The sequence below is a fragment of the Pedobacter sp. CG_S7 genome, assembly GCF_040544395.1.
Classification (GTDB): domain Bacteria; phylum Bacteroidota; class Bacteroidia; order Sphingobacteriales; family Sphingobacteriaceae; genus Pedobacter.
Window position 1 is genome coordinate 13,507 of sequence record NZ_JBEONS010000013.1, and the last position, 24,093, is coordinate 37,599.

The 24,093-nt window shown below is 38.0% G+C and carries 22 protein-coding genes; 14 read left to right on the forward strand and 8 right to left on the reverse strand.

Annotated features, from left to right (window positions below):
* Positions 1-42 precede the first annotated feature (42 nt).
* The 5 genes from mutS (at position 43) to AAKU52_RS08935 (ending at position 6,312) form a co-directional block, all read left to right on the forward strand.
* The gene (gene mutS, locus AAKU52_RS08915; RefSeq protein ID WP_354332464.1) at positions 43-2,652 is read left to right on the forward strand and encodes a DNA mismatch repair protein MutS; all 2,610 of its coding nucleotides are present in this window, start codon (positions 43-45) and stop codon (positions 2,650-2,652) included.
* Between the two features lie 4 nt (positions 2,653-2,656).
* Positions 2,657-3,154 (forward strand): C40 family peptidase, encoded by a 498-nt coding sequence (locus AAKU52_RS08920; RefSeq protein WP_354332466.1) that lies wholly within the window; start codon positions 2,657-2,659, stop codon positions 3,152-3,154.
* A gap of 13 nt (positions 3,155-3,167) precedes the next feature.
* Positions 3,168-3,290 (forward strand): hypothetical protein, encoded by a 123-nt coding sequence (locus AAKU52_RS08925; protein WP_354332468.1) that lies wholly within the window; start codon positions 3,168-3,170, stop codon positions 3,288-3,290.
* A gap of 114 nt (positions 3,291-3,404) precedes the next feature.
* Entirely contained in the window at positions 3,405-4,436 is a 1,032-nt protein-coding gene (locus tag AAKU52_RS08930; RefSeq protein WP_354332470.1) for an exonuclease domain-containing protein, read from the forward strand.
* Positions 4,437-4,446: 10 nt separating this feature from the next.
* Positions 4,447-6,312: a M1 family metallopeptidase gene (locus AAKU52_RS08935; protein WP_354332472.1), complete on the forward strand. Its 1,866-nt coding sequence runs from the start codon at positions 4,447-4,449 to the stop codon at positions 6,310-6,312.
* Here the strand turns inward: AAKU52_RS08935 and queG are convergent, their stop codons facing one another.
* Positions 6,313-7,263 (reverse strand): tRNA epoxyqueuosine(34) reductase QueG, encoded by a 951-nt coding sequence (gene queG, locus AAKU52_RS08940; protein ID WP_354332474.1) that lies wholly within the window; start codon positions 7,261-7,263, stop codon positions 6,313-6,315.
* Between the two features lie 76 nt (positions 7,264-7,339).
* Between queG and AAKU52_RS08945 the strand changes: the two genes are divergently transcribed.
* A complete protein-coding gene (locus AAKU52_RS08945; protein ID WP_354332476.1) occupies positions 7,340-7,546 on the forward strand; it encodes a hypothetical protein in 207 nt (68 codons plus the stop codon).
* Positions 7,547-7,551: 5 nt separating this feature from the next.
* Here the strand turns inward: AAKU52_RS08945 and AAKU52_RS08950 are convergent, their stop codons facing one another.
* The 4 genes from AAKU52_RS08950 to pdxH are packed head-to-tail and all read right to left on the reverse strand — an operon-like array spanning position 7,552 to position 11,703.
* Positions 7,552-9,066, reverse strand: a complete 1,515-nt coding sequence (locus AAKU52_RS08950; RefSeq protein ID WP_354332478.1) for a GNAT family N-acetyltransferase — start codon at positions 9,064-9,066, stop codon at positions 7,552-7,554.
* A gap of 38 nt (positions 9,067-9,104) precedes the next feature.
* Complete coding sequence (gene ruvB / locus AAKU52_RS08955) at positions 9,105-10,127, reverse strand: Holliday junction branch migration DNA helicase RuvB (protein ID WP_354332480.1); 1,023 nt, start codon at positions 10,125-10,127, stop codon at positions 9,105-9,107.
* A gap of 24 nt (positions 10,128-10,151) precedes the next feature.
* Positions 10,152-11,045 carry a 3-hydroxyacyl-CoA dehydrogenase family protein gene (locus AAKU52_RS08960; protein ID WP_354332481.1) on the reverse strand — a complete coding sequence of 298 codons (894 nt, stop codon included), beginning with the start codon at positions 11,043-11,045 and terminating at the stop codon, positions 10,152-10,154.
* 7 nt (positions 11,046-11,052) lie between these two features.
* Positions 11,053-11,703 carry a pyridoxamine 5'-phosphate oxidase gene (pdxH, locus tag AAKU52_RS08965; protein WP_354332483.1) on the reverse strand — a complete coding sequence of 217 codons (651 nt, stop codon included), beginning with the start codon at positions 11,701-11,703 and terminating at the stop codon, positions 11,053-11,055.
* Positions 11,704-11,753: 50 nt separating this feature from the next.
* Between pdxH and AAKU52_RS08970 the strand changes: the two genes are divergently transcribed.
* Together AAKU52_RS08970 and AAKU52_RS08975 are read left to right on the forward strand one after the other, a co-directional pair.
* Positions 11,754-12,317 (forward strand): YqgE/AlgH family protein, encoded by a 564-nt coding sequence (locus AAKU52_RS08970; protein ID WP_354332485.1) that lies wholly within the window; start codon positions 11,754-11,756, stop codon positions 12,315-12,317.
* A 202-nt stretch (positions 12,318-12,519) separates the two neighbouring features.
* The gene (locus AAKU52_RS08975) at positions 12,520-13,857 is read left to right on the forward strand and encodes a type I restriction endonuclease (RefSeq protein WP_354332487.1); all 1,338 of its coding nucleotides are present in this window, start codon (positions 12,520-12,522) and stop codon (positions 13,855-13,857) included.
* Between the two features lie 2 nt (positions 13,858-13,859).
* Here the strand turns inward: AAKU52_RS08975 and purE are convergent, their stop codons facing one another.
* Both purE and AAKU52_RS08985 read right to left on the reverse strand, forming a co-directional pair.
* Complete coding sequence (purE, locus tag AAKU52_RS08980; protein WP_354332489.1) at positions 13,860-14,351, reverse strand: 5-(carboxyamino)imidazole ribonucleotide mutase; 492 nt, start codon at positions 14,349-14,351, stop codon at positions 13,860-13,862.
* A 108-nt stretch (positions 14,352-14,459) separates the two neighbouring features.
* The gene (locus AAKU52_RS08985; RefSeq protein ID WP_354332492.1) at positions 14,460-15,599 is read right to left on the reverse strand and encodes a 5-(carboxyamino)imidazole ribonucleotide synthase; all 1,140 of its coding nucleotides are present in this window, start codon (positions 15,597-15,599) and stop codon (positions 14,460-14,462) included.
* Between the two features lie 17 nt (positions 15,600-15,616).
* Here AAKU52_RS08985 and AAKU52_RS08990 point away from each other — a divergent pair, with 17 nt between their 5' ends.
* The 5 genes from AAKU52_RS08990 to AAKU52_RS09005 all read left to right on the forward strand — a co-directional run bounded on the left by AAKU52_RS08990 (position 15,617) and on the right by AAKU52_RS09005 (position 18,516).
* The gene (locus AAKU52_RS08990) at positions 15,617-16,846 is read left to right on the forward strand and encodes a BaiN/RdsA family NAD(P)/FAD-dependent oxidoreductase (protein WP_354332494.1); all 1,230 of its coding nucleotides are present in this window, start codon (positions 15,617-15,619) and stop codon (positions 16,844-16,846) included.
* Positions 16,847-16,913: 67 nt separating this feature from the next.
* Positions 16,914-17,402, forward strand: a complete 489-nt coding sequence (locus AAKU52_RS08995) for a YceI family protein (protein ID WP_354332497.1) — start codon at positions 16,914-16,916, stop codon at positions 17,400-17,402.
* Positions 17,403-17,725: 323 nt separating this feature from the next.
* Positions 17,726-17,995, forward strand: coding sequence for a hypothetical protein (locus AAKU52_RS09000; RefSeq protein ID WP_502931021.1), 270 nt, complete (start codon positions 17,726-17,728; stop codon positions 17,993-17,995).
* A 161-nt stretch (positions 17,996-18,156) separates the two neighbouring features.
* Positions 18,157-18,258, forward strand: a complete 102-nt coding sequence (locus tag AAKU52_RS17525; RefSeq protein WP_502931022.1) for a DUF8813 domain-containing protein — start codon at positions 18,157-18,159, stop codon at positions 18,256-18,258.
* 6 nt (positions 18,259-18,264) lie between these two features.
* Positions 18,265-18,516, forward strand: coding sequence for a DUF4411 family protein (locus AAKU52_RS09005; RefSeq protein WP_354332499.1), 252 nt, complete (start codon positions 18,265-18,267; stop codon positions 18,514-18,516).
* Between the two features lie 276 nt (positions 18,517-18,792).
* Here the strand turns inward: AAKU52_RS09005 and AAKU52_RS09010 are convergent, their stop codons facing one another.
* Positions 18,793-22,032, reverse strand: coding sequence for an amidohydrolase family protein (locus tag AAKU52_RS09010; protein WP_354332501.1), 3,240 nt, complete (start codon positions 22,030-22,032; stop codon positions 18,793-18,795).
* An 82-nt stretch (positions 22,033-22,114) separates the two neighbouring features.
* On the opposite strand from AAKU52_RS09010, the gene AAKU52_RS09015 reads away from it, so the two are divergent.
* Entirely contained in the window at positions 22,115-24,007 is a 1,893-nt protein-coding gene (locus AAKU52_RS09015; RefSeq protein ID WP_354332503.1) for a RecQ family ATP-dependent DNA helicase, read from the forward strand.
* Positions 24,008-24,093 lie beyond the last annotated feature (86 nt).

Sequence of the window (24,093 nt, forward strand, 5' to 3'; positions counted from 1 at the left end):
GAATGAAGGTGGTATATTTACGATTTTGTAAATTGAATCATTTTGGCCAAAGAAAAGAATAAAGAAACACCATTAATGCAACAGTACAATACGATTAAAGTAAAGTACCCTGGTGCATTATTATTGTTTAGAGTAGGGGATTTTTATGAGACTTTTGGTGAAGATGCCATAAAGACTTCACAAATATTAGGAATTGTATTGACAAGACGTGGCAATGGCCCGGGTGGTCATATTGAATTAGCGGGTTTTCCACATCATTCTTTAGAGACCTACCTTTCTAAACTTGTGCGCGCAGGACAGCGAGTAGCAATTTGCGATCAGCTCGAAGATCCAAAAACGACGAAAACAATTGTTAAAAGAGGTGTTACAGAGTTGGTTACGCCTGGGGTAGCCTATAACGATCAAATTCTTAACCAAAAAGCTAATAATTACCTTGCTGCAGTTTCCTTTGATAAAAATACTTATGGTGTCTCGCTTTTGGACATTTCAACAGGAGAATTTTTAGTTGCTCAAGGTAATGCCGAATATATCGATAAAGTGCTTCAGGGTTTTAAACCAACAGAAGTAGTTTTCCAAAAGAGTAAGAGAAAAGAGTTTCTGGAGCTTTTTGGTGATAAGTTTTACACTTATAACCTCGATGATTGGGCTTTTACTTTAGATTATGCCAATGAAACTTTAAACAAACATTTTGAGGTGAGTTCATTGAAGGGCTTTGGTGTTGAAAAATTGCAAATTGGTATTGTTGCTGCAGGGGTAGTACTTCATTATTTAAATGAAACGGAACACCGCAATTTAAGACACATTACTTCTTTGTCGAGATTAGAAGAAGAAAGGTTCATGTGGCTGGATCGGTTCACGATCAGAAACCTGGAACTGGTAAGTTCTGTAAATGATAATGCAGTAACCTTATTTGATGTTCTTGATCAAACTTGTACCCCTATGGGTGCCCGTATGTTGCACAAGTGGATAATTATGCCACTAAAAGAGCTTAAGCCAATACAGGAGCGTCTGGGTATGGTAGAATTTTTGGTCAGCAACAATGAACTTGTTAATGAACTGTTAACTGCTATTAAACAAATCGGTGATCTGGAAAGATTGATCTCTAAGGTAGGCCTTCAAAAAGTTGGTCCAAGAGAATTGTGCCAGTTAAAAAAGGCATTATACCATATTGAAGAGATTAAGAAACTGACCCATCAATCTAATAACCCTTTTCTTTCTATTATTGCCGATCAACTGAATCCTTGTTTATCGATCAGAGAGAAGCTGGAACGGGAACTTTTCCCTGATCCGCCGGCATTGTTAATCAAAGGGAATGTTATTGCCGACGGCATAGATGATGAATTAGACCGGTTACGAAAAATATCCTTTCATGGTAAAGATTACCTGATCGAAATTCAAAAAAGAGAGGCTATAGCAACGGGTATTCCATCGCTTAAAATAGCTTTTAACAATGTTTTTGGTTATTACCTGGAAGTTACCCATACACATAAGGATAAAGTTCCTGCAGATTGGTTAAGGAAACAAACTTTGGTTAATGCGGAGCGCTACATTACTCCTGAATTAAAGGAATACGAAGAACAAATTCTGGGAGCTGAAGAAAAAATACAACAAATAGAAGTTCGCTTGTATAATGAACTGATGTACCAGGTGGCTACTTATATTAAACCCATACAACTTAATGCCTATCTTATTGCACAGCTGGATGTTCTGCTTTGTTTTGCGCAGCTTGCCGTTAATAATCATTATGTTAAACCAGAATTAAATACTCAAAAAGTATTAGACATTAAAGGTGGCCGGCATCCGGTTATAGAGAAAAGATTGACCGTTGGTGAAGAATATATTACTAACGATGTGTTTCTGGATAATGACAGTCAGCAAATCATCATCATCACCGGACCGAATATGTCTGGTAAATCAGCTATTTTACGACAAACCGGTCTCATTGTATTGATGGCACAAATGGGTAGTTTTGTGCCTGCTAAATCTGCTGAAATTGGTTTAGTGGATAAAATTTTTACTAGGGTAGGTGCATCAGACAATTTATCGTCTGGTGAAAGTACGTTTATGGTAGAAATGAACGAAACAGCCAGCATTCTGAATAATATCTCAGATCGTAGCCTTATTTTATTAGATGAAATAGGAAGAGGCACAAGTACTTACGATGGTATTTCCATTGCCTGGTCTATTGCAGAGTTTCTACATACCCACCCCACGGCAAGACCTAAGACCTTGTTTGCAACGCATTATCATGAGTTAAATGAGCTTGCGAGTACGATGAACCGCATCAAAAATTATAATGTTACTATCAAAGAAGTAGGAAATAAAATAATTTTTCTCCGTAAATTAGTGCCTGGAGGAAGTGAACACAGTTTTGGAATACATGTGGCTAAAATGGCAGGTATGCCACCTAAGTTGATTGCCAGAGCCAATGAGATTTTAAAGAAATTGGAAATAGACCGTACTGAAGGTCAAAGTATTAAAGACAGCATTAAGAAAGTTCAAAACCAGGCCTATCAATTGCACATGTTTGCAATAGATGATCCAGTATTGGTTAAAATAAGGGATATGCTGAATAACCTTGATGTAAATGTTTTAACACCAGTGGAAGCCTTGCTGAAGCTGGATGAAATTCAAAGAGTAATTAAACAATAATACCATGGTTAAGAAATTATTGATAGTGATTGTGGCCTCCTGTGTGTTAAGCGCATGTAGCTCCAAAAGATATGTAGTGAAATCTTCAACTACTGCCGCGGCCGCGGCAGATGTAATGGCTAACTTAAAAAACAAATCCCTTTATACCTTTATTACTAATTGGGCAGGGGTGAAATATAAACTGGGTGGTCTGGATAAAAAAGGTATCGATTGCTCAGGTTTTGCTTTGTTGTTGAATAAGGAAATTTATGGTATTCAATTGCCAAGGAGGTCGCGGGATCAAGCTGAAGTGATAAAAAATACGAATCCTAGTCAACTCAAAGAGGGGGATTTAATTTTTTTCTCCTTTAGTGGCAATGAGGTAGATCATGTAGGCGTTTATCTTAAAGACGATTTCTTTGTTCATGCCTCAACGAATAGGGGTGTCGTTGTAGACTATATTAAAATACCCGCTTATCAGAATGCTTTAGTTAAAGCAGGACCTATAAAAGATGCACATTAAATAATTATAAAAAATGGCTGAGCCACAAAACGATTATTCTTTTTGGACAAGATACAAGAAGTTTGCCACAACAGAATTGCTCATGTACCTTATCATGATCATAGGAATTGCCCTCGGTATTATTTTCCTTAGCTAGACGCTATTGTAATTCAGGATAAATAATTGAGAATTAATGGATGATTTTAACGACTTTTGGTTGATACCAACTAGTCATTAAAAGATCGACATATACAATAGCATTTATTACAACATGAAATTAAATTTAAAACGCCCGCTTGCTTTTTTTGATTTAGAAACCACCGGCGTAAACGTTGGATCAGACAGGATCGTAGAAATTGCAATTTTAAAAGCAATGCCTGATGGTACAGAAGAAATCAAAACACTGAAAATTAATCCTCAGATGCCAATTCCCCTGCAATCGTCATTGATTCATGGAATTTATGAGGAGCATATTGCTAATGAACCGACCTTTAAAGATGTGGCTCAGGAGTTGGCAGATTTTATTAGTGATGCCGATCTTGCGGGGTATAATTCTAACCGTTTTGATATTCCCGTATTGCTGGAAGAATTTTTAAGAGCTGGAGTTGATTTGGATATGTCTGACAGAAAGTTTGTTGACGTTCAAAATATTTTCCACCAAATGGAACAACGTACTTTACGTGCAGCCTATAAATTTTATTGCAATAAAGAAATAATTAATGCGCACTCCGCAGAGGCTGATATTATAGCAACTTATCATGTTTTACTGGCGCAAATTGAACGCTATAAAGAGGTAGATTTCGAAGATAAACAAGGTAAAATTAGTCAGCCAGTACTCAATGATGTTGATGCGCTGCATATTTTCACTAACATGAATAAGCCTGTTGATTTTGCCGGCAGAATGGTTTACAATGAGCAGAATGAAGAGTGCTTTAATTTTGGTAAGCATAAAGGTAAAACTGTAGAACAGGTTTTTGATGTTGAACCTAGCTATTACGCCTGGATGAAACAGGGTGATTTTCCATTATATACGAAGAAAAAGCTGGAGGAGATTTGGGCAAGATGGAATAAGAAGAAGGATCAAAATAAAGCATTGAAACAACAAGCGGCGCAAAAAGCGGTTAAAATATCCCCAAAAACGGATCTTGGTGCAAATACTAAAGCTGATGTTAAGGAGGTTAAACCTCAAACTCAAAGCAAGCCACATCCTCATTTTAATAAACCACAGCAAAAAAAGGATAAACCTGCTGCGACCGTAACTAATGATATGTTAGACCAGCTGAAAATGAAATTTGGTAAATAGGTCTGCGCGAATGAAGGGGCTAAAATTATCATTTCTGCTTATTCTAGTAACTGCAGGGCTTTTTGCACAGCAAGTCCTGCAGTTACCTTCGGAAATACAAAATGCTTATACAAAGGGAACGCGTAATCTTAATGGTAAACCAGGATCTAGCTATTGGCAGAATACAGCAGATTATGAAATCAAGGCTTCCTTTGATCCTGGGACAAGGCTCTTGAAAGGAAATATCGAAATTGATTATGTTAACAATAGCCCCGATACCCTGAAACAGATTTGGTTTAAACTCTACCCTAATCTTTATAAAAAAGGGGTGGCCCGCAAAGCTAAAATCAACGAACGTGATCTTGGTGATGGGTTGCAAATTTCTACCTTCAAAATAGGAAGCCAAATGATTAGTGCAAAGGCCCGTGTTATAGCCGGAACAAATATGTCTGTTGCCATCGCCCCAATGGCGCCGGGCAAAAGTGTAAAGGTTAATATTAGTTATAGCTATGTTTTAAATAAAGGATCACATGTGCGTACTGGTCAGGTAGATGAAGGCTCTTATTTCATTGCTTATTTTTTTCCGAGAATTGCCGTTTATGATGATATTGACGGATGGAATAAATATCCTTATTCTGGCGACGAAGAGTTTTATAACGACTTTTGTGTTTTTAAAGCTGAACTCACCGTGCCAAAAGATTACGTAGTTTGGGCCACTGGTGATTTACTTAATGCAACTCATGTTTTTCAAAAAGAGATTGTAGATCGTATTCAACTTGCAGAAAGCAGTGATGAAGTGGTTGATGTGATTACAAAGGAAGACCTTGAAAATAAAAACGTAACCAAAGGCAAGCAACTTAATACATGGAAATTTGAGGCTAATCATGTAACCGATTTTGTATTTGCCATCAGCGACCATTATTTATGGAAATCCAGCAGCCTGGTTGTTGATTCTGCTACTTTAAGGAGGACAAGAGTTGATGCTGCATTTCACCCTGATCATAAAGATTACTACGAAGTAATATCTTTTGCCCGCAAAACAGTTCACGCCATGAGTCATACCTTTCCAAAATGGCCGTTTCCTTATAGTCATGAGACGATATTTGATGGCCTGGACCAAATGGAATATCCTATGATGGTGAACGATAACCCTGTTAACAAAAGGGAGGATGCCATTACCCTAACTGTTCATGAAATCTTTCATACGATGTTCCCTTTTTATATGGGGACCAACGAAACGAAATATGCCTGGATGGATGAAGGCTGGGCAACGATTGGAGAGTGGTTGATTGCACCAATGATTGATACCAATTTGATTGATTTATATGGTGTTGCACAAACAGGAGCAACATCTGGTTCTAAAAATGATAGCCCAATTATTACAAAAACCACAGCCTTAAAGGGGATAGGCATCTTTACTTCTTCTTATCCTAAACCAGGAATGGGTTATTTATTTATAAAAGATTACCTGGGTGATTCACTTTTCACGAAAGCTTTGCACCATTATATTGAACAATGGCAAGGTAAACATCCCATGCCTTATGATTTCTTTAACAGCATGAATGAAGGATCAGGAAAAAATTTGAATTGGTTTTGGCAACGCTGGTTTTTCGAAGACGGCGTAACGGATCTGGCTATTGCAGCAGTAGATAATAACGAACACGGGTATGCTATAAAAATCAAGAATAAAAGTGCTAAACATTTGCCGGTCGACTTACAGTTGGAATTTTCGGATGGTACATTCTCTAAAATCCATAAGACTATAGGCGTATGGGAAAGTGGGGAAGATATGATTACTATTCAAGTACTGGCAGCAAAAAGCTTGAAAAGCGTGATTCTCGGCAGCAGTCATGTGCCCGATAAAGATTTGAGCGACAATACTTTTAAAGTGAAATAATTAAAAATGCTCTCCGGACTTGTTTTTAATAAAATTTATATTGCGGGTAATACCCTTAAACTTTGTGCGCTTTACAGGAGAATTCTTGAAGATCGTTTTAAAGACATCCTCCGTAATATCCTCCCAGTCTTCTTTTTTCATTTCCATAAGGTTCTGATTAGGTTCGAATAAAGGTTCTGTGTGTGGAGTGGAAAAGCGGTTCCAGGGACAAACATCCTGGCAGATGTCACAGCCAAACATCCAGTTTTCCATTTTACCGTGAAAAGCAGCAGGGATTTCTTCTTTTAATTCTATGGTCAGGTACGAAATACATTTATTGGCATCCACAATAGAGGGGGCAATGATAGCTTCAGTAGGACAAGCATCTATACATTTAGTACAGCTTCCACAATGATCGCTTGTAAAAGGGTAATCATAGGCCAGCTCCAGGTCAATAATTAATTCAGCAAGAAAAAAGAAAGAACCTGATTTTTTACTGATGATATTGCTGTTTTTACCTACCCAACCAATTCCAGCTTTTTTTGCCCAGGCGCGGTCTAATACAGGTGCAGAATCTACAAATGCCCTTCCACTAACTTCACCGATATACTGCTGGATAAATTGAAGTAGTTGAAAAAGCTTATCCTTAATCACCAGATGGTAATCTGTTCCAAAAGCATATTTAGAGATTTTTGGTGCTTCAGGATCTTCTTGTTTTTTGGATGGGAAATAATTTAAAGATAAGGAAATGACAGATTTAGCACCTTCTACTAAAAGTCTTGGATCAAGTCTTTTGTCGAAATTGTTTTCCATGTAACTCATCTGTCCATGGTGATTTTGATGGAGCCAATTTGTTAATCTTGGTGCTTCCTCTTCCAGAAAACCAGCCTTAGCAATACCACATTGCAGAAAGCCCAAACGTAGGGCTTCCTCCTTAATCAGCTGGCTGTAAGAAGCGGAATTATTGAACATATAAAGCAAAGATAAGTTTTAAAGCCTAAAACCATTTACGGATTAAACTGTTATCTATATAATTAAACTATATGTCATGGAAAATAAGGAAACACATCCCGAAGATAGAGGTAAAACAGTTAAACCTATTGAGCATGATTATGCACAACATGAAAACGATCCAGGGCCATCGCCAGAGGCTGTTTTCGAATATGATAAAGAAGGGGCGTCCAAAGCTATGAAATGGATTATCCCTGTCCTTATCGTCATCTTATTAATTGTTTACTGGATCGTGTTTTATTAGGTGATTTATTTCAATAACTTCACTTCATAAAGGTCATTACGACGATCTTTCATTACCCTAACGGTGCCAAAGTGGTGGAGTTCATCCAGCAAATGTAAATCTACATCCACCACTAGTACCATTTCTGTATTCGGGGTAGTTTCTGCTTTAACCGCATTGGTTGGAAAAGCAAAATCAGATGGTGTAAATACAGCCGATTGTGCAAATTGTATATCCATGTTATTTACTTTAGGCAGGTTACCAACACACCCTGCAATAGCGACATAACATTCATTTTCAATGGCTCTTGCTTCAGCACATTTTCTTACCCGGGTATAGCCGTTTTGGGTATCTGTCAAGAAAGGAACAAATAAAATCTGCATACCCTGGTCTGCATAAATTCTGCTCAATTCCGGGAATTCTACATCATAACAAATCAAAATCCCTATTTTTCCACAGTCGGTATCAAAAACCTTTATTTTGTCGCCCCCTACCATACCATAATACTTTTGCTCATTTGGGGTAATGTGTATTTTGCGGTATTCATCGGTTTTACCACTCCTATGGCATAAGTAGGTGGCATTATACAATTTATTGTTTTCTTTATCAATGATAGGCATACTGCCAGAAATAACATTTACATTATAGGAAACTGCATATTCCTGAATTTGAGCAACAATTTCTTCTGTTTGTTCTGCAAGCAAACGCATAGCTTCCATTTCCGGTAAATGATTGTATGGGTGCAATAGAGGGGTGTTGAAAAACTCAGGGAACATTACAAAGTCAGACTTGTAACCACTTAATACATCCACAAAAAACTTTATTTGCTCAAAAAAGGCTTCTCTATCATCAAATAGCCGCATTTGCCATTGTACAAGACCAATTCTGATCGTTTTAGCCGATCGTGCAGAAGCGTCAATACCCTGGTAGTAAATGTTATTCCATTCTAACAGGGTAGCAAAATCTTTAGATTCATGATCACCGGGAAGGTAGTTTTTAAGTACTTTGATGACATGGAAATCATTGGAGATTTGAAAAGTCAGGGTAGGATCAAAAATCTCTTTAGCTTTAACTTTATCTATATAGGCCCTTGGCGATAAGGTTTCTGAATATTCATGATAACCTGGAATCCTGCCACCAGCGATGATACTTTTGAGGTTCAAGCTTTCACAAAGTTCTTTACGTGCTTCATATAATCTTCTTCCCAATCTCAAACCTCTGAATTCAGGGCTTACAAATATCTCAATTCCATACAATACATCTCCGTTTGGGTCATGTGTAGAGAAGGTATAACTACCAGTAATCATTTGGTAAGTATGTTTATCACCATACTGATCGTAATCAACAATAATGGCAAGAGAGCAGGCAACTACTTTATCGTCAACAGCAATACATAGTTGACCTTCTGGGAAAAGCTTAAGTAATTTTGCTATTGTAGCTTTACTCCATATCTGACCACCCAGGGTATCATAGGCCTGAGCCATAGATTCTTTCAGGTCGTCATAATCTTCTAATGTTAATTTTCTAAGTTCAATATTCATTTTGATAGGTATTGTTTTCCAAGTAAATGGAGTTATATTTAAAACAACCGGCCTGTTTGTGACTGGTAAGTTCTTTTTAAGTGGATATATGCTGCTTCAGTAACCTCCCGGCCTCTGGAAGTACGCATTAAATATCCTTCCTGAATTAAGAAAGGCTCATAAACTTCTTCTATAGTGCCTTCATCCTCACCAACAGCGGTAGCGATGGTTTTTACACCAACAGGTCCACCTTTAAATTTATCAATTATAGTTAATAGAATTTTATTGTCCATTTCATCCAGGCCATGCTCATCAACATTTAAGGCAGTCAGCGCAAAACGGGCAATTTCAGTATCAATTTCACCATTACCTTTAATTTGGGCGAAATCTCGAGTCCGGCGCAATAAAGCATTAGCAATACGTGGAGTACCACGGCTACGTCGGGCTATTTCATAAGCACCTTCATCTGTAATTGGCGTTTTTAATATTTCTGAAGACCGCTGAACGATGGTTGTCAATAATTTAGCATCATAATAAGCTAGACGGGCATTAATTCCAAACCTAGCCCTTAAAGGTGCAGTTAACAAACCTGAACGGGTAGTAGCGCCAACAAGGGTAAAAGGATTTAGATTTATTTGTACAGAGCGGGCATTTGGCCCGCTCTCCAGCATGATATCAATTTTAAAGTCCTCCATAGCCGAATAAAGGTATTCTTCAACTAAAGGACTTAGGCGGTGAATCTCATCAATAAAAAGTATATCTCCAGTATCAAGGTTAGTCAATAATCCGGCCAAATCACCAGGTTTATCTAAAACAGGACCTGAAGTAACCTTAATTCCCGTATTCATTTCGTTAGCAATGATGTAGGATAAGGTTGTTTTTCCTAAGCCTGGAGGGCCATGCAGGAGTACATGATCCAGGGATTCGCCACGTAGTTTTGCTGCCTTTACAAAAATCTTAAGATTTTCCATGATCTTCTCCTGACCAGTAAAATCATCAAAATTTTGAGGCCGTAACACTTTTTCTATTTCACGTTCAACCGGCGTCAGGTTTTCTGAAGAGGCATCAAGATTTTCGTTCATTTTGTAAAGTTAAGTTTATGAAAATTAAAATTTGCTGAACTTAGCAGCTACTGTTGCTTCTTTTACTCCTTTGCTATAGTTGTAAAAACCCTCACCAGATTTAATGCCCTTTTTTCCAGCCATGACCATGTTAACCAATAACGGACAAGGAGCATATTTAGCATTTCCAAAACCATCATGTAACACGTTTAATATAGCCAAACAAACATCAAGGCCAATAAAGTCGGCCAGTTGCAAAGGGCCCATGGGATGAGCCATACCTAATTTCATCACAGTATCGATTTCATTTACCCCCGCAACACCTTCAAACAAAGTGTATATAGCCTCATTGATCATAGGCATTAAAATGCGGTTGGCTACAAAACCAGGATAATCATTTACTTCAACAGGAACTTTACCTAAATTAGCGGAAAGCTCCATGATTCTGGAAGTTGTGTCATCACTAGTAGCATATCCTCTGATTACTTCCACAAGCTTCATTATCGGAACCGGGTTCATGAAATGCATGCCAATAACTTTGTCGCCACGACTGGTAACCGAAGCAATTTGTGTGATAGAGATGGAGGAAGTATTGCTGGCAATTATGGCATTAGGTTTAGCAAAAACTTCGAGTTCTCTAAAGATCTGCAGCTTAAGCTGTAGGTTTTCTGTGGCTGCCTCTACAATTAAATCTGCCTCTGCAACACCACTTTCCATGTGGGTAGACTTGCAGATATTAAGGAGTATTTCTTTTTTTTGTTTTTCTGTGATGGTTCCTTTACTTACCTGGCGGTCAAGGTTTTTAGCTATTGTAGCAAGACCTATTGTTAGGGCTTCCTCAGTTATATCTATTAAAACTACTTTATATCCAAATTGGGCAAAAGTATGTGCAATGCCATTACCCATGGTTCCTGAACCAATTACTGCTATATTCTTCATTTATAATTTATGGTGCTAATCTATTAATCATCCAGTTGCCATCTACTAGTTGGTATTGAATCCGGTCGTGAAGTCTACTGGATCTTCCCTGCCAAAATTCAATAAGAGTAGGTTTTACCACATAGCCGCCCCAATGTTCTGGTCTTGGTATTTCTTTGTTTTCAAACTGTTCGGTAAGCTCATTCACTTTAATTTCAAGCATATTCCGATTATCGATAACACTACTTTGAGGAGAGGCAACCGCTCCAATTTGGCTACCGATGGGGCGGGAGTGGAAGTACTGATCAGAAATTTGAGGATCAACTTTAGACACACTGCCTTCAATGCGCACTTGTCTTTCAAGCTCTGCCCAGAAAAATACGAGGGCCGCATGAGGATTTTCAGCGAGCTCCAATCCCTTCTGACTTTTATAATTAGTGTAAAACCTGAAGCCATGTTCATTAAATCCTTTTAAAAGAACAATTCTTGCCGAGGGTTTACCCGTTTTATCTGCTGTCGCCAAGGTCATTACATTAGGCTCATAAAGTTTAGCCGTCATCGCCTCAGTAAACCAAAGCGCAAATTGTGCTATTGGGTTTACATCAATTTCTTGTTCGGTAAGTTCCGCAGAACGATAATCCTGCCTTAAATTTTGTAAAGTTTCGATGGTTAAATCCATACTACAAAAATAGGTTTTAGTTTAATCAAAATTATCAGTAATTTTCCGAAATGTTAACTCAATTAGAGCCTTCCGCCGGTAAACTACTCATTTCAGAACCATTTTTAAATGACCCGAATTTTCAGCGTTCCGTGATCTATATTGCAGAGTATTCTGAAGAAGGAACTTTGGGCTTTGTGCTCAATCAAAAAAGCGATTTATTACTCTGTGATTTGTTGCCTGAACTGGAAGAAGCAAAGTTTCCGGTTTATTTTGGAGGCCCTGTGGGTACAGATACCCTGCACCTTATTCACCGTTGTTACGATAAAATGAACGATGGGGAAGAAGTAGCTCCCGGTATCTATTATGGTGGGAATTTAGAAACCCTGCGTGTTTTAATTGCTAACCATGACATTTCCGAACAAGAAATTAAGTTTTTTGTAGGTTACTCTGGTTGGGGTGCAGAACAGTTAACTGCAGAAATTAAAGAAAACACCTGGATTGTGTCAGATCAATTTCACCCCGATGTGTTGTTTTCAAACAATGAGGAGGAAGTGTGGCGTGAGGTCATCATTAACTTGGGACCGAAATATGCGCATGTGAGTAGATTTCCTCAAAATCCAAATTTGAATTAGCAAAAAGTCTTGCTTTTTTTAAAACTATCTTTACGCTTATGAAGCAATAATCCTATTAATGACCTTTGTTGTTTAGCATAGGAACACACTGTTTATAGGAATTTTTTTTTGCTTTTTCTTTAAGAAAATTAATTCCTTTAATTGATAAGTTTTGTCTTAAGGTGTAGAATTAATTCCTGATATTAGAGAAATAAATTACAAGATGAATCAAGGCGATCAAATCAATCGAAATAATCATAGTAGAATCACAACGCTTTTTACAGAAAATTTAGGTTACACCTATCTTGGCAACTGGGAAGAGCTGGCTGGTAACAGTAATATTGAAGAAAGGCATTTAAGCCATTATCTTTCCACGCAGGGCTATAACGCTGTCCAGGTCAGTAAAGTGATTTATGAATTGAAGCAAGCAGTCAATAGTTTCAGCGATGACTTATATCAGAAAAATAAAAAGGTTTTCTCTCTTTTACGCAATGGTGTGCAGATTAATGAAGGAGCAGGGACTCAAAATACCGTAGTAAGACTTATCGACTGGAAAAACACGGATAATAATGATTTTGGTATAGCCGAAGAAGTAAATATTAAAGGCAATAAGTTTAAAAGGCCCGACCTGGTGTTCTATGTTAATGGCATCGCATTAGGTTTGTTAGAATTGAAAAAAAGTCATGTTGATATTTCTGAAGGTATTCAGCAATCTATAATTGCGCAGCAAGGTTATTTTAATGAATCCTTTTTCTCTACGATACAATTTGTAATGGCTGGAAATGATACCCAGGGTTTACGCTATGGGACAATAAAAACAGAAGAAAAACTATACTTGAATTGGAATGAAGAGATTGCAGAAGGCACCGCGTTGGAGCTGGACCAATACCTCATCAAGATTTGCAATAAAGAGCGTTTCTTATCGCTGATTTATGAAGGTGTAGTGTTTGATTCCGGAAAGAAAAAGCTATTATCAGCATCACAATATTTTACCCTTAAAGCTGCTCAGGGACGAATTCAGCAGAAAGAAGGAGGCATTATCTGGTATACTCCGGGGGCAGGTAAAACTAGTCTGATGGTGCTGCTATCAAAATGGATCCTTGAAAACTACAGTAATGCAAGGGTTATCATTTTAACAGACAGCGCTGACTTGGATAAGCAAATTGAAGCCTTGTTTAATGAAAATGGAGAAACGATAAAAAGAGCAAATAATGGTAAAAAGTTATTGCAGCAGCTTAGTCAGCCGGCATCAAGATTATTATGCGCTTTAGTTCATAAGTTTGGAAAAAAATCTGAAGATAATGTAGAAGAATTCATCAAAGAACTGGAAGCAAACCCCGTTGACACTAGTGTTGAATTATTTGTTTTCGTAGATGATTGTCACCATGCACAAAGTAGTAAATTATATCTGACTATGAAGATGCTATTACAGCAGGCCATTTTTATCGGTTTTACAGGAAGCGTACTCCTTAAAAAAGACAAAAAAATTACAGAAGAAGTATTTGGTTCCTACATCAACAGCAATAAATTAAACGAAATTAAATATGCCGAGGTAGAATAAACTTAGTTACCTTCCATTTCCTCGGCTGTCTCTTCCACTTTTTTCTTTAGCTCATCTTTATAAGCCTGCATTTTAATTGTCAGGTCAGGATTGGCTGTAGCCAGAATTTGTGTGGCTAATAAACCAGCGTTCTTAGCAGCATTAAGGGCTACTGTAGCCACCGGAATACCGTTTGGCATTTGAAGAATAGACAAAATGGAGTCCCAGCCATCTATAGAATTTGAAGATTTTACTGGGACGCCTATAACAGGTAGTACTGTAATTGAAGCAACCATACCCGGTAAATGTGCAGCACCACCAGCACCTGCAATAATAACTTTTAAACCTCTTGAAGCAGCTTCTTTAGCATAGGCAAACATTCTTTCGGGTGTACGGTGGGCAGAAACAACAGTCATTTCGAACTCAATACCAAAATCCTTTAATATATCGGCAGCATCTTGCATAATATGTAAATCAGATTTGCTACCCATAATTATCCCTACTTGTGCACTCATTTTTTCTTGCTTTTATATATTCTTTTAAAAATTATTTATTTTCTTTGGTATGGTTTTAGGGTAAATCAATTCTTTCAGGTTAAGAAGTAATTATAAATTCCTGGAAGGTTATGAAATTACTTTCAATACTTGTTTAATGTAATTTGCTTTTTCAATAGCACTTTCGCGGTTTTGGTCTACCACGGTAACATGCCCCATCTTACGGAAAGGTTTGGTATATTTTTTACCATAAAGGTGTATGTAAACCCCATCCAAGGTCATTATTTTTTCTAATCCTTTATATTTGGCTACTCCATCATGACCTTTTTCACCTAACAAATTGATCATTACAGCATTATTAATGCAGCGTGTATCACCTAAAGGGAGGTTAAATATTGAACGCAGGTGTTGATTAAACTGTGAAACATAATTACCTTCAATGGTCTGGTGACCGCTGTTATGTGGTCGTGGAGCTAGTTCATTGACCAGGATATCTCCATTTTTAGTCACAAACATTTCTACAGCCAATAAGCCAGTGATGTTTAAAGCCGAGGCGATATTTTTTGCGATCACTTCGGCTCTGTTTTGTAAAGCCTCCGGGTAAGTAGAGGGGCTGATCAAAAATTCTACTAAATTAACCTCTGCATTAAATTCCATTTCCACTATAGGGAAAGTTCTAACATCGCCCTTCGAGTTACGAGAAACGATTATGGCAATTTCTTTTTCGAAATCAATAAGCTCTTCAATCAGGCAAGGACCTTCAAAAGCATTCTCCAGGTCTTTAGCGGAATCAATTTTCATTACACCCTTGCCATCGTAACCATCTTTACGTTGCTTTAACATATAAGGATAAGCAAAGCCGCTGTTCCTCATTTCTTCTTGGCCAGTTACGAGTATGAAAGGAGCGGTAGGGATGTCGTTTTCTTTAAAAAATTGTTTCTGAACGCCTTTATCCTGAATCAGGCGGATTACTCTTGATTGAGGAAAAACTTGTTTTCCTTCTTTCTCTAATTGCTCCAGCGCTTCAATGTTTACTTTTTCAATTTCAATGGTGATAATATCTGCTTTTTGTCCGAAATTATATACCGTATCATAATCTGTAATAGAGCCACATTCGAAATAATTTGAAATGTATTTACAAGGCGCATTGGTGTCTGGATCTAAAACTAGCGTAGTAACATTATAATTAATGGCTTCCTGGATCAACATTCGCCCTAATTGGCCACCACCTAAAATTCCTAATTTTAAATCACTTATCTGTTTTGCCATGTCAATATGAAAAAGTTATGCTTATTTTGCACAAAAATAACAATATAAACGGATTGATGGATGCGGATGCTATAATTATTGGTGGGGGTGCTTGCGGTTTGATGTGTGCAGTGCAGGCAGGTTTTTTAGGAAAAAAGGTGATTATACTCGAAAAAGCCCCTCAACCGGGTGCTAAAATACTTATTTCAGGTGGTGGGCGATGTAATTTTACGAATCTCTTTGCCAGCGATGAACAATTTATTTCTCAAAATAAACATTTTCTTAAATCTGCCTTTATGCAGTGGACTGTTGAAGATACCATTAGTTTTTTTGAAACTTACGGCATCACCGGTAAAGAGAAAACCTTAGGTCAGCTGTTTCCAGAAGGAAAAAATGCAAAAGATGTGGTCAGTGTTTTCACAGACTTATGTCGGGATCTGGATCAGCAGATCAGGTGCGATGCCAATATCACGGAGGTTAATAAAACAGGACAAGGTTACCAGGTTATTTATGAAAAAGGAGGGAAAACTTTACAACTGGAAACCGCAAAACTGGTGATTGCAACCGGTGGTTTGCCGATTCCTAAAATGGGCGCTACAGATTTTGCGCTGCGCTTTGCGAAGAAACATAGCTTAAATATTGTAGAAACGGCACCGGCACTTGTTCCTTTAACCATTACGGGAAAAGACGAATCCTGGTATGCGCAGTTGTCTGGTAATGCTGTTTTTTGTGAGGTAAGTAATGAAAAGATCTCTTTTGAAGAGAACTTGCTTTTTACACATTGGGGTTTAAGTGGACCCGCGGTTTTGCAAATTTCATCATACTGGAGGCCGGGAGAGGTGATCAATATTGATTTACTACCCCGTCAAAATATGACTGCACTGATCAATGAAGAGCGGAATAACAATGGTAAAACATTATTATCAACCTTATTTAACCGCTTATACACCCGTAAATTCACAGAAGCTATGGGTAAATTCCTTCCTGTTGATAAGCCCGTGGCTGCTTTAACAAAGGCGGAGATAGAATTGGTACACCACACTATTCACCTGTTTAAAGTTAAGCCTGCAGGAGATAAAGGATACGATAAAGCCGAAGTAATGCGTGGCGGTATTCATACCAACGAGCTTTCCTCAAAAACTTTAGCCTGTAAAAAACTTCCAGGTGTATATTTTGGTGGCGAGTGTGTTGATGTAACCGGATGGCTTGGTGGTTATAATTTTCAATGGGCCTGGGCAAGCGGTTACGTTATTGCACAAAATATTTAAAGCAACAATGTGTTGAATTCGTTTATTGCTGATCGTTCCTTCTACTCCTTAATTAAAACCCTGAAATTTGAAACAAGGTAAAACCCTCGCAGCTATAATCGCTGTTTTTGTGGTTTCTTCCTTTAAAACCGTCCATGAAGTGGCTCCAACTGCTGCGAACCCTATTATGGACGTGTCGAAAGCTGCAACAGCTTTTAAAGTAGATATGGAACAAAGTAAGCTGACCTGGCTTGCCAAGAAAGTTACAGGCGAGCATGCTGGAACTATAAATGTGAGTTCAGGCTCGCTCCTTATTGAAAAAAACGTCTTAAAACGTGGTAGTTTCGAATTAGACACCAAATCAATTACTGTAACGGATATTACTGATAAAACAAGTAACTCAAAGTTGTTAGGTCACCTGAAAAGTGATGATTTTTTTGCCGTTAATAAATTTGGTAATGCAAATTTGGTAATTACTTCTGCCAAGAATAAGGGTGGAGGGTTATATAATATTAAGGGTGATAAAACTATCTATGATGACTTTGAACTTAATATTCAGCTGGTTGCAAGTAAGTAAGTTAATATTGCGTCAATAACCTGTCAAGACTGCCTTAACGGTGAGTCAAGGGTTTCTTCGGCAAAAGGTTGACTCACTGTTGACTCACCCTTGACTCACTGTTGACTCATTATGAAGTCAATGTGTCTTATCCTGTCTTATCCTAAAATAGCTATACAGGAGTTGAATTAATACTGAAAGTATTATACAATAATTTTTGATAATCCTAAGATGGTTATACAAGCAGGATTTTGCTTGTTTTTATACACTTTGTCTTTCCCTCTTTTGCGGAGCGGGCCAGTTTCTAAATGTGCTTTTTCTGGCGTTAAAAAATCACAGCTGGCATGGAGCCTGAGTTCTTGAAAGGTTATGGTCGGTTTGCCAAAACAATCGTGTTCTGTAGAGATATAGATCATGCCGAAAGAATGCGTTCCGCCTTGGCTTATCAAAATAGGGATTTAGTTGCGAGAAACCACAAGTACATTATGCGTATTACTGTTGATAACGACGAAAGAAAAAGCGAATTAGACAATTTTAATGATCCTGAAGTTGTGTATCCAGTAATAGCTACAACATCCGAATTAATGACAACTGGTGAAGCTGCTAATCCCTGATTTATGTTCATTTTAAGGCGTTTTAAATATAAACAAATATTATCCAGATGTGCATTTTGAAATCGGCAACAAACCAAGTTCTAGATTTAAATTAGAGGAAATATTTAAATAAGAAAGGGTTGTACAAAAGGATATGGCGATCGACTGTAATAATTGCAGCATTGAGGATAAAACAGAATAAACTTTTATACCGTGATGCTTATAAGATTACAGGATTAAGGGGAGATACATATCAAAATTTTGTAACTAAACATCTCTTCTAATCTAGTATGGCAGCTCCATTTGTTTTAGATAGCAACTTCTTTATTCAAGCACATAGAATGCATTACCCAATGGATGTTGTGCCAAGTTTTTGGCTAAAAATTAAAGAGTTGGCTAAAAATGGAATAATTGTTTCTATAGATAAGGTGAAAGATGAGATACATTTAAATGTTATTCTCTTAAATATTACCATCTCGTTAAATAAGACAAGATGCAATCTTGATTTTTTTGGAACTAAGCAACAACCTGATTTTTCTTAAAAATCTAGAATATGAAACTGTAACCCCTCCTAAAAATCGGATTGTATAAAAGGCGAAATTTCGTAACTTTAAAACAGCCGATAATACCTTTACTTTCTCAAATCAGGCAACAATAGTAAATCCGCCACTTTATATCAAGACTTTTGGACAAAAAAAACGATCAAGTAAAAAACATGTTCTACTTGATCGCCTTTAAAGATTAATTATAAAAGGATACCTTTTGAATGCCCCCATTTTAACGAGGGCATTTTTAATACCTATTTAAAACAAAGTTTTCTAATCACATTCCGGAACAGTGAAAGTATGGGTTTCAGCGTCTGCAGTTGGCATTCCATAACCCATTCCTTTATTATCTTCGAACCATAATTTAGCCCTTGCTTTTTGTCTGGTGCCTGTTTCATTCATGGAGAAGCTATCATACAAACGACCATTGATCATTACAAATTTAATTTTTTCAGAATTTCTGATGTCTTCTAAAGGATTGGCATCGATCACCACCAGATCTGCAAGTTTACCTTTTTCTAAAGATCCTATTTCTTTCTCCATGCCCAGGTAAGCAGCACCATTAATGGTGGCACATTTAATAGCCTGCAGTGGTGTCATACCACCTTGTACCAACATCCACAATTCCCAATGTGCACCCAAGCCCTGAATCTGGCCATGGGCACCAAGGTTAACTTTGGTGCCGCCATCAGCGATGTGTTTCACTGCTTTGGAAACCTCAATATGTCCGTAATCACCATACTCGGCGGTGGTTCTTCTTCTGGCACGCTGATCAATGATAGCCCTTGGCGTAAAAGCCATCAATCTTTCATTCTCCCAAACATTGGTTCTGTCGTACCAAAAATTTTCACCCCATTGCGAACCATAACTCACAATTAGCGTAGGAGTGTAGGCAACTTTGGTATTATTCCAAAAACTAGTAACATCTTTATAAACCGGGGCAACAGGAATGCTGTGCTCAATGCCCGTATGACCATCGGCAATCATATTCATGTTTGTAGAGAAGGTAGAACCACCCTCAGGAACCACCTCCATTTTCAACAGCCTTGCCGCTTCCAATATTTGCTGGCGCTGCTCTCTACGCGGTTGATTATAAGATTTTACCGAAAAAGCACCCACCGCTTTTAATCGGCGTAAGCTCGACAGTGCATCATCCAAGTTGTTAATGACCACCTTGAAATCGCCATCAGCACCATATAAAATAGAACCTGTAGAATATAAACGAGGGCCAACCATTCTGCCGGCTTTCAACATTTCACTCTGACTAAACACCATTTCTGTATTGCTGGAAGGATCGTGTGCTGTGGTAACACCAAAAGCAAGATTAGCCAGGTACGACCAGTCCTGCTGCGGACTTACACCATCCGGACTGGTTCTTAAATGTGCATGCACATCAACCATTCCTGGCATAATTGTTTTTCCGGTAACATCTACTACAATTGCATGCTCAGGAATGATCACTTTTTCCGTTTTTCCAATATCAATAATCTTATTGTTCTCCACAATGATTGTTCCTACTTCAATAACATCCCCATCATTCATGGTAATAATTCTGGCTCCTTTTAAAGCCAATAAACCTGTAGGCAAATCGCTGTTGAGCCTTAAACCCATGGCAATTCCTGTTTGACTACTATCTACCTTTTCATTCTCGAAATTAAAGGCCTGCTGTACATCTTTGCTGAAATATTCCTCACCTAAGGTCCAGAACAGTTTTTTGCTGTCGCCACTCCAATGAATATAGCTTCCCCCGTCTTTAGTTACCCTGGTTACCGGGATGGATTTATTTCCTGAGGAGAGGTCTAATTCAGTACCTGTGGTAACCATTGGGGTAATATATACGTTGAAAAGTTCTGTAAATGCCATCCATTTGCCATCCTTGCTAGGAGCAAAGGAGTTGGCATAGGTAGAAGTATAATGCGTTCTTTCATGGTTGCCATTTAAGTCAATACTTTTGAAAGCTTTTTTACCGCCACTATTACTTTGGAAATAAATGCGACTGCCATCGGTATTAAACTGCGGCTTAATACCATGATCAGAAAGGAATGTTTTATTGGCCCCTGTGGCAGAAATGGTATAAATGCCAGTTTTCATGCCATACGTTAGTCCTAAAACTTGGTTGCCGCTTCCTTTAATATAAACTATTTTATCCCCTTTAATGGAATAAGTTGGGGAATGATAAAAACCTTTTTCCTCAGTTAGCGTGATCGTTTTTCCAGATTTCAAATCTGTTCGTTTAATAGCACCTTTAAGTTCATCGCTCCAGGTGGTATAAATAACAAATTTTCCATCCGGACTAATTTCAGGTTCAAATTCAAAATCTGTTCCGTTTGTTACTCTTTGTGCTTGGCCGTTGGGCAACTCTTTTTTGTATAAATAACCTGCTGCGTTAAAAACCACTGATTTTCCATCTGGAGCAGTAGTTAGCTGTCTGATCATTTTAACCGAAAAGTCATTGCTGAATACCTGCTGTGGAAAATGCAGTGCTTCTTGTACGGTTTGTACACTATTGACCTGGAAAGGTATTTCTGCTGTTTGCAGGGTATTTAAGTCTATTTTTTTGATTTTTCCTTTAGCATAGAAAATCAGGTTTTTCGAATCTGGTGTCCAAGCGAAATTAGGATAAACACCAAATATTGCCCAGGTTTCCTGCTGGTCGTGAGAGAGGTCTTCAAATACCGGCCATTCTTCGCCAGTTTTAAGGTTTTGCATGTATAGAGCGCTTTTCAACCGCACTCTTTTAACATAAGCCATCATTTGTCCGTCAGGAGATATTTGTGGTCTGGCAGCACCACCCTGCTGGGCAATAAAATTAGTGAGTTTACCTGTGGTTAAATTTAACTGGCGGATGGCATAAATCATTCCGTTAGGGTCTTTGCTGTATTCAAAGTTTGGTCCAGGGCTCATGTCTTCACTAAAATAAAGATACTTTCCATCAGGAGATACATTAGGTTCACCGGCATCCTGTTGGTCATTTTTTCTTTTGGTGAGCTGCACGCCATCACCACCATAAATGCTATAGAGCCACATTTCTCCAGCGCCCAAAGAACGTGTACCGGTAAAATGTTTCCGGGCAATTAAATACTCACTATTTGGCATCCAGGTGGCGTTATTTAATAACCGAAAGTTTTCTTTCGTAATTTGTCTTTTATTCGACCCGTCACGGTTCATCATCCAGATGTTATCCGCACCGCTTTTGTCGCTGGTATAAGAAATATATTTCCCATCCGGACTAAACCGTGGCTGTATATCCCAGGCTACACCTCCGCTCAATACTTTGGCCGTACCGCCACTTACAGGCATCACGTAAATGTCGCCCAATAAATCAAATACAATTTCTTTTCCGTCGGCACTCACATCAAGGTTCATCCATGTGCCTTCATTGGTGCTAATGTTGAAGTTTTTAACTGTCCCTTTGTATTTTTCTATATCCCACTTAGGGTTTTCTTGCTTATTTTGGGAAAAAGCTGGAATAAAAAAGACTGATAAAAGGATAACAAGTAGAAATTTACGCATATTGAAAAAAGATTAGCTAAACTGTTGAAGCCTGCAATTTAATAATATCAGTTCATTTTTATAGTTTTGGACACAACCTTTTATGGATAAAGCAGAAATTTTAAAAGAATATTGGGGATTTGATGCTTTCAGGCCATTGCAGGATGATATAATTGATGCTGTTTTGGAAAATAAAGATACTTTGGTATTACTACCTACCGGTGGGGGTAAATCATTGTGTTTTCAAATTCCTGCACTGGTAAAGGAAGGAATTTGCTTGGTTATTTCGCCATTAATTGCGTTGATGAAAGACCAGGTTGAGAATTTAAAGGCTAAAGGTATTGAAGCTGTAGCCATTTATGCGGGAATGGGGAAAAGAGAAATCGACATCCTGCTGGATAACTGCATTTATGGCAAAATAAAATTCTTATACCTTTCTCCAGAACGCTTATTGTCGGAAATTGTAAAAGAACGGATTTCCTATATGAACGTAAATTTGATTGCCGTTGATGAAGCACATTGTATCTCTCAATGGGGATATGATTTCAGACCGCCTTACATGCAGATCAAGGATTTACGCCTAATCCACCCAAAAGTGCCTGTCATAGCACTTACCGCTACCGCAACACAATATGTTAGGGCAGATATAATAGATAAACTGGAGCTTACGGCACCCAAGGTTTTTGTTAAAAGTTTTGCGCGTAAAAACCTGTGTTATGTAGTGTTTGACCTGGAAGATAAGTATAGAAAACTAATTGATATTGCAAGAAATGTTAAAGGCTGCGGACTTGTCTATGTGAGAAATAGAAGGGAGACGGCAGAAGTTTCGCTTTTTCTGAAAAGAAATCAAATCTCTGCAGATTTTTACCATGCCGGTTTACCCCGAGACGAACGCTCCAGGAAACAGGAGGATTGGAAGAGTGATAAAATCAGGATCATGGTTGCAACCAATGCTTTTGGCATGGGTATCGATAAGCCAGATGTTCGTTTTGTGGTGCATTTAGACCTTCCTGAAAGTTTAGAAGCCTATTATCAGGAAGCTGGAAGGGCCGGCCGTGACGGAAATCGTGCCTTTGCTGTTTTACTGGCCAACAAATCTGATCAGCATTCACTGAAACAGAAATATACTAATAACTTTCCTTCTGTAGAAGAAATAAAGAAGACTTATCATTACCTAGGTAGTTATTATCAGCTGGCTTATGGGGTAGGACAAGGGTTGAGTTTCCCTTTTGAACTAGCCGATTTTTGTAAGAAATTTGATTTAGGGGTGCTTAAAAGTATTGGTGCTTTAAAGTTTTTAGAACATGATGGTTATTTGACGCTATCAGAAAATATATTCCTTCCATCCAGGGTATTGGTATTGTTGAATAATGAAGATTTATATCGTTTCCAGATTGAAAATGCGGGTTTTGATCCATTAATTAAAACCTTGCTAAGGTCTTACGGCGGAGCTTTTGATCAATATGTAAAGATAAAAGAAGATGAGCTGGCTAAAAGACTGGGTATTTCTTACAATACTGTTGTCGCAATGTTAAAAAGACTGCAGGACCAGGAAGTGATTTCTTATTTGCCACAAACGGATCAGCCACAATTGCAGTTTATTTTACCTAGGGCTGATCAGTTGCACTTAGATATTGATGTGAAATACATTGAACTGCGAAAAAAAATACAGGAAGATCAGATCAAAGCGGTATTGGCCTATTCGAGTACATCCATTTGCCGTAGCATTCAATTGCTGGCTTATTTTGATGAACCAAAGGCGGCAAAATGTGGTGTTTGTGATGTTTGTCTGGCAGAAAAAAAAGCGCAGGATTTAGATGGGCTAACCGAAACAATTGATTTTGAAATTGCGACTTTACTGCAAACATCACCACATGTTTTAGATGAACTTGTGCAGGAGTTAAAAACCGGAACCGAAGCTGAAAAGCTGGGCCGCATAAGGGAATTAATGGATGCCGGCAAAATAAAGACGGACGGGAAAAACTATTATCTTTAAATTATGTTCATTAGTTGAAATTATTTAATTTGCACAACCCTAAATGGAAGCTTATAATAGCCTCTTCACTTTTAAATATATATATA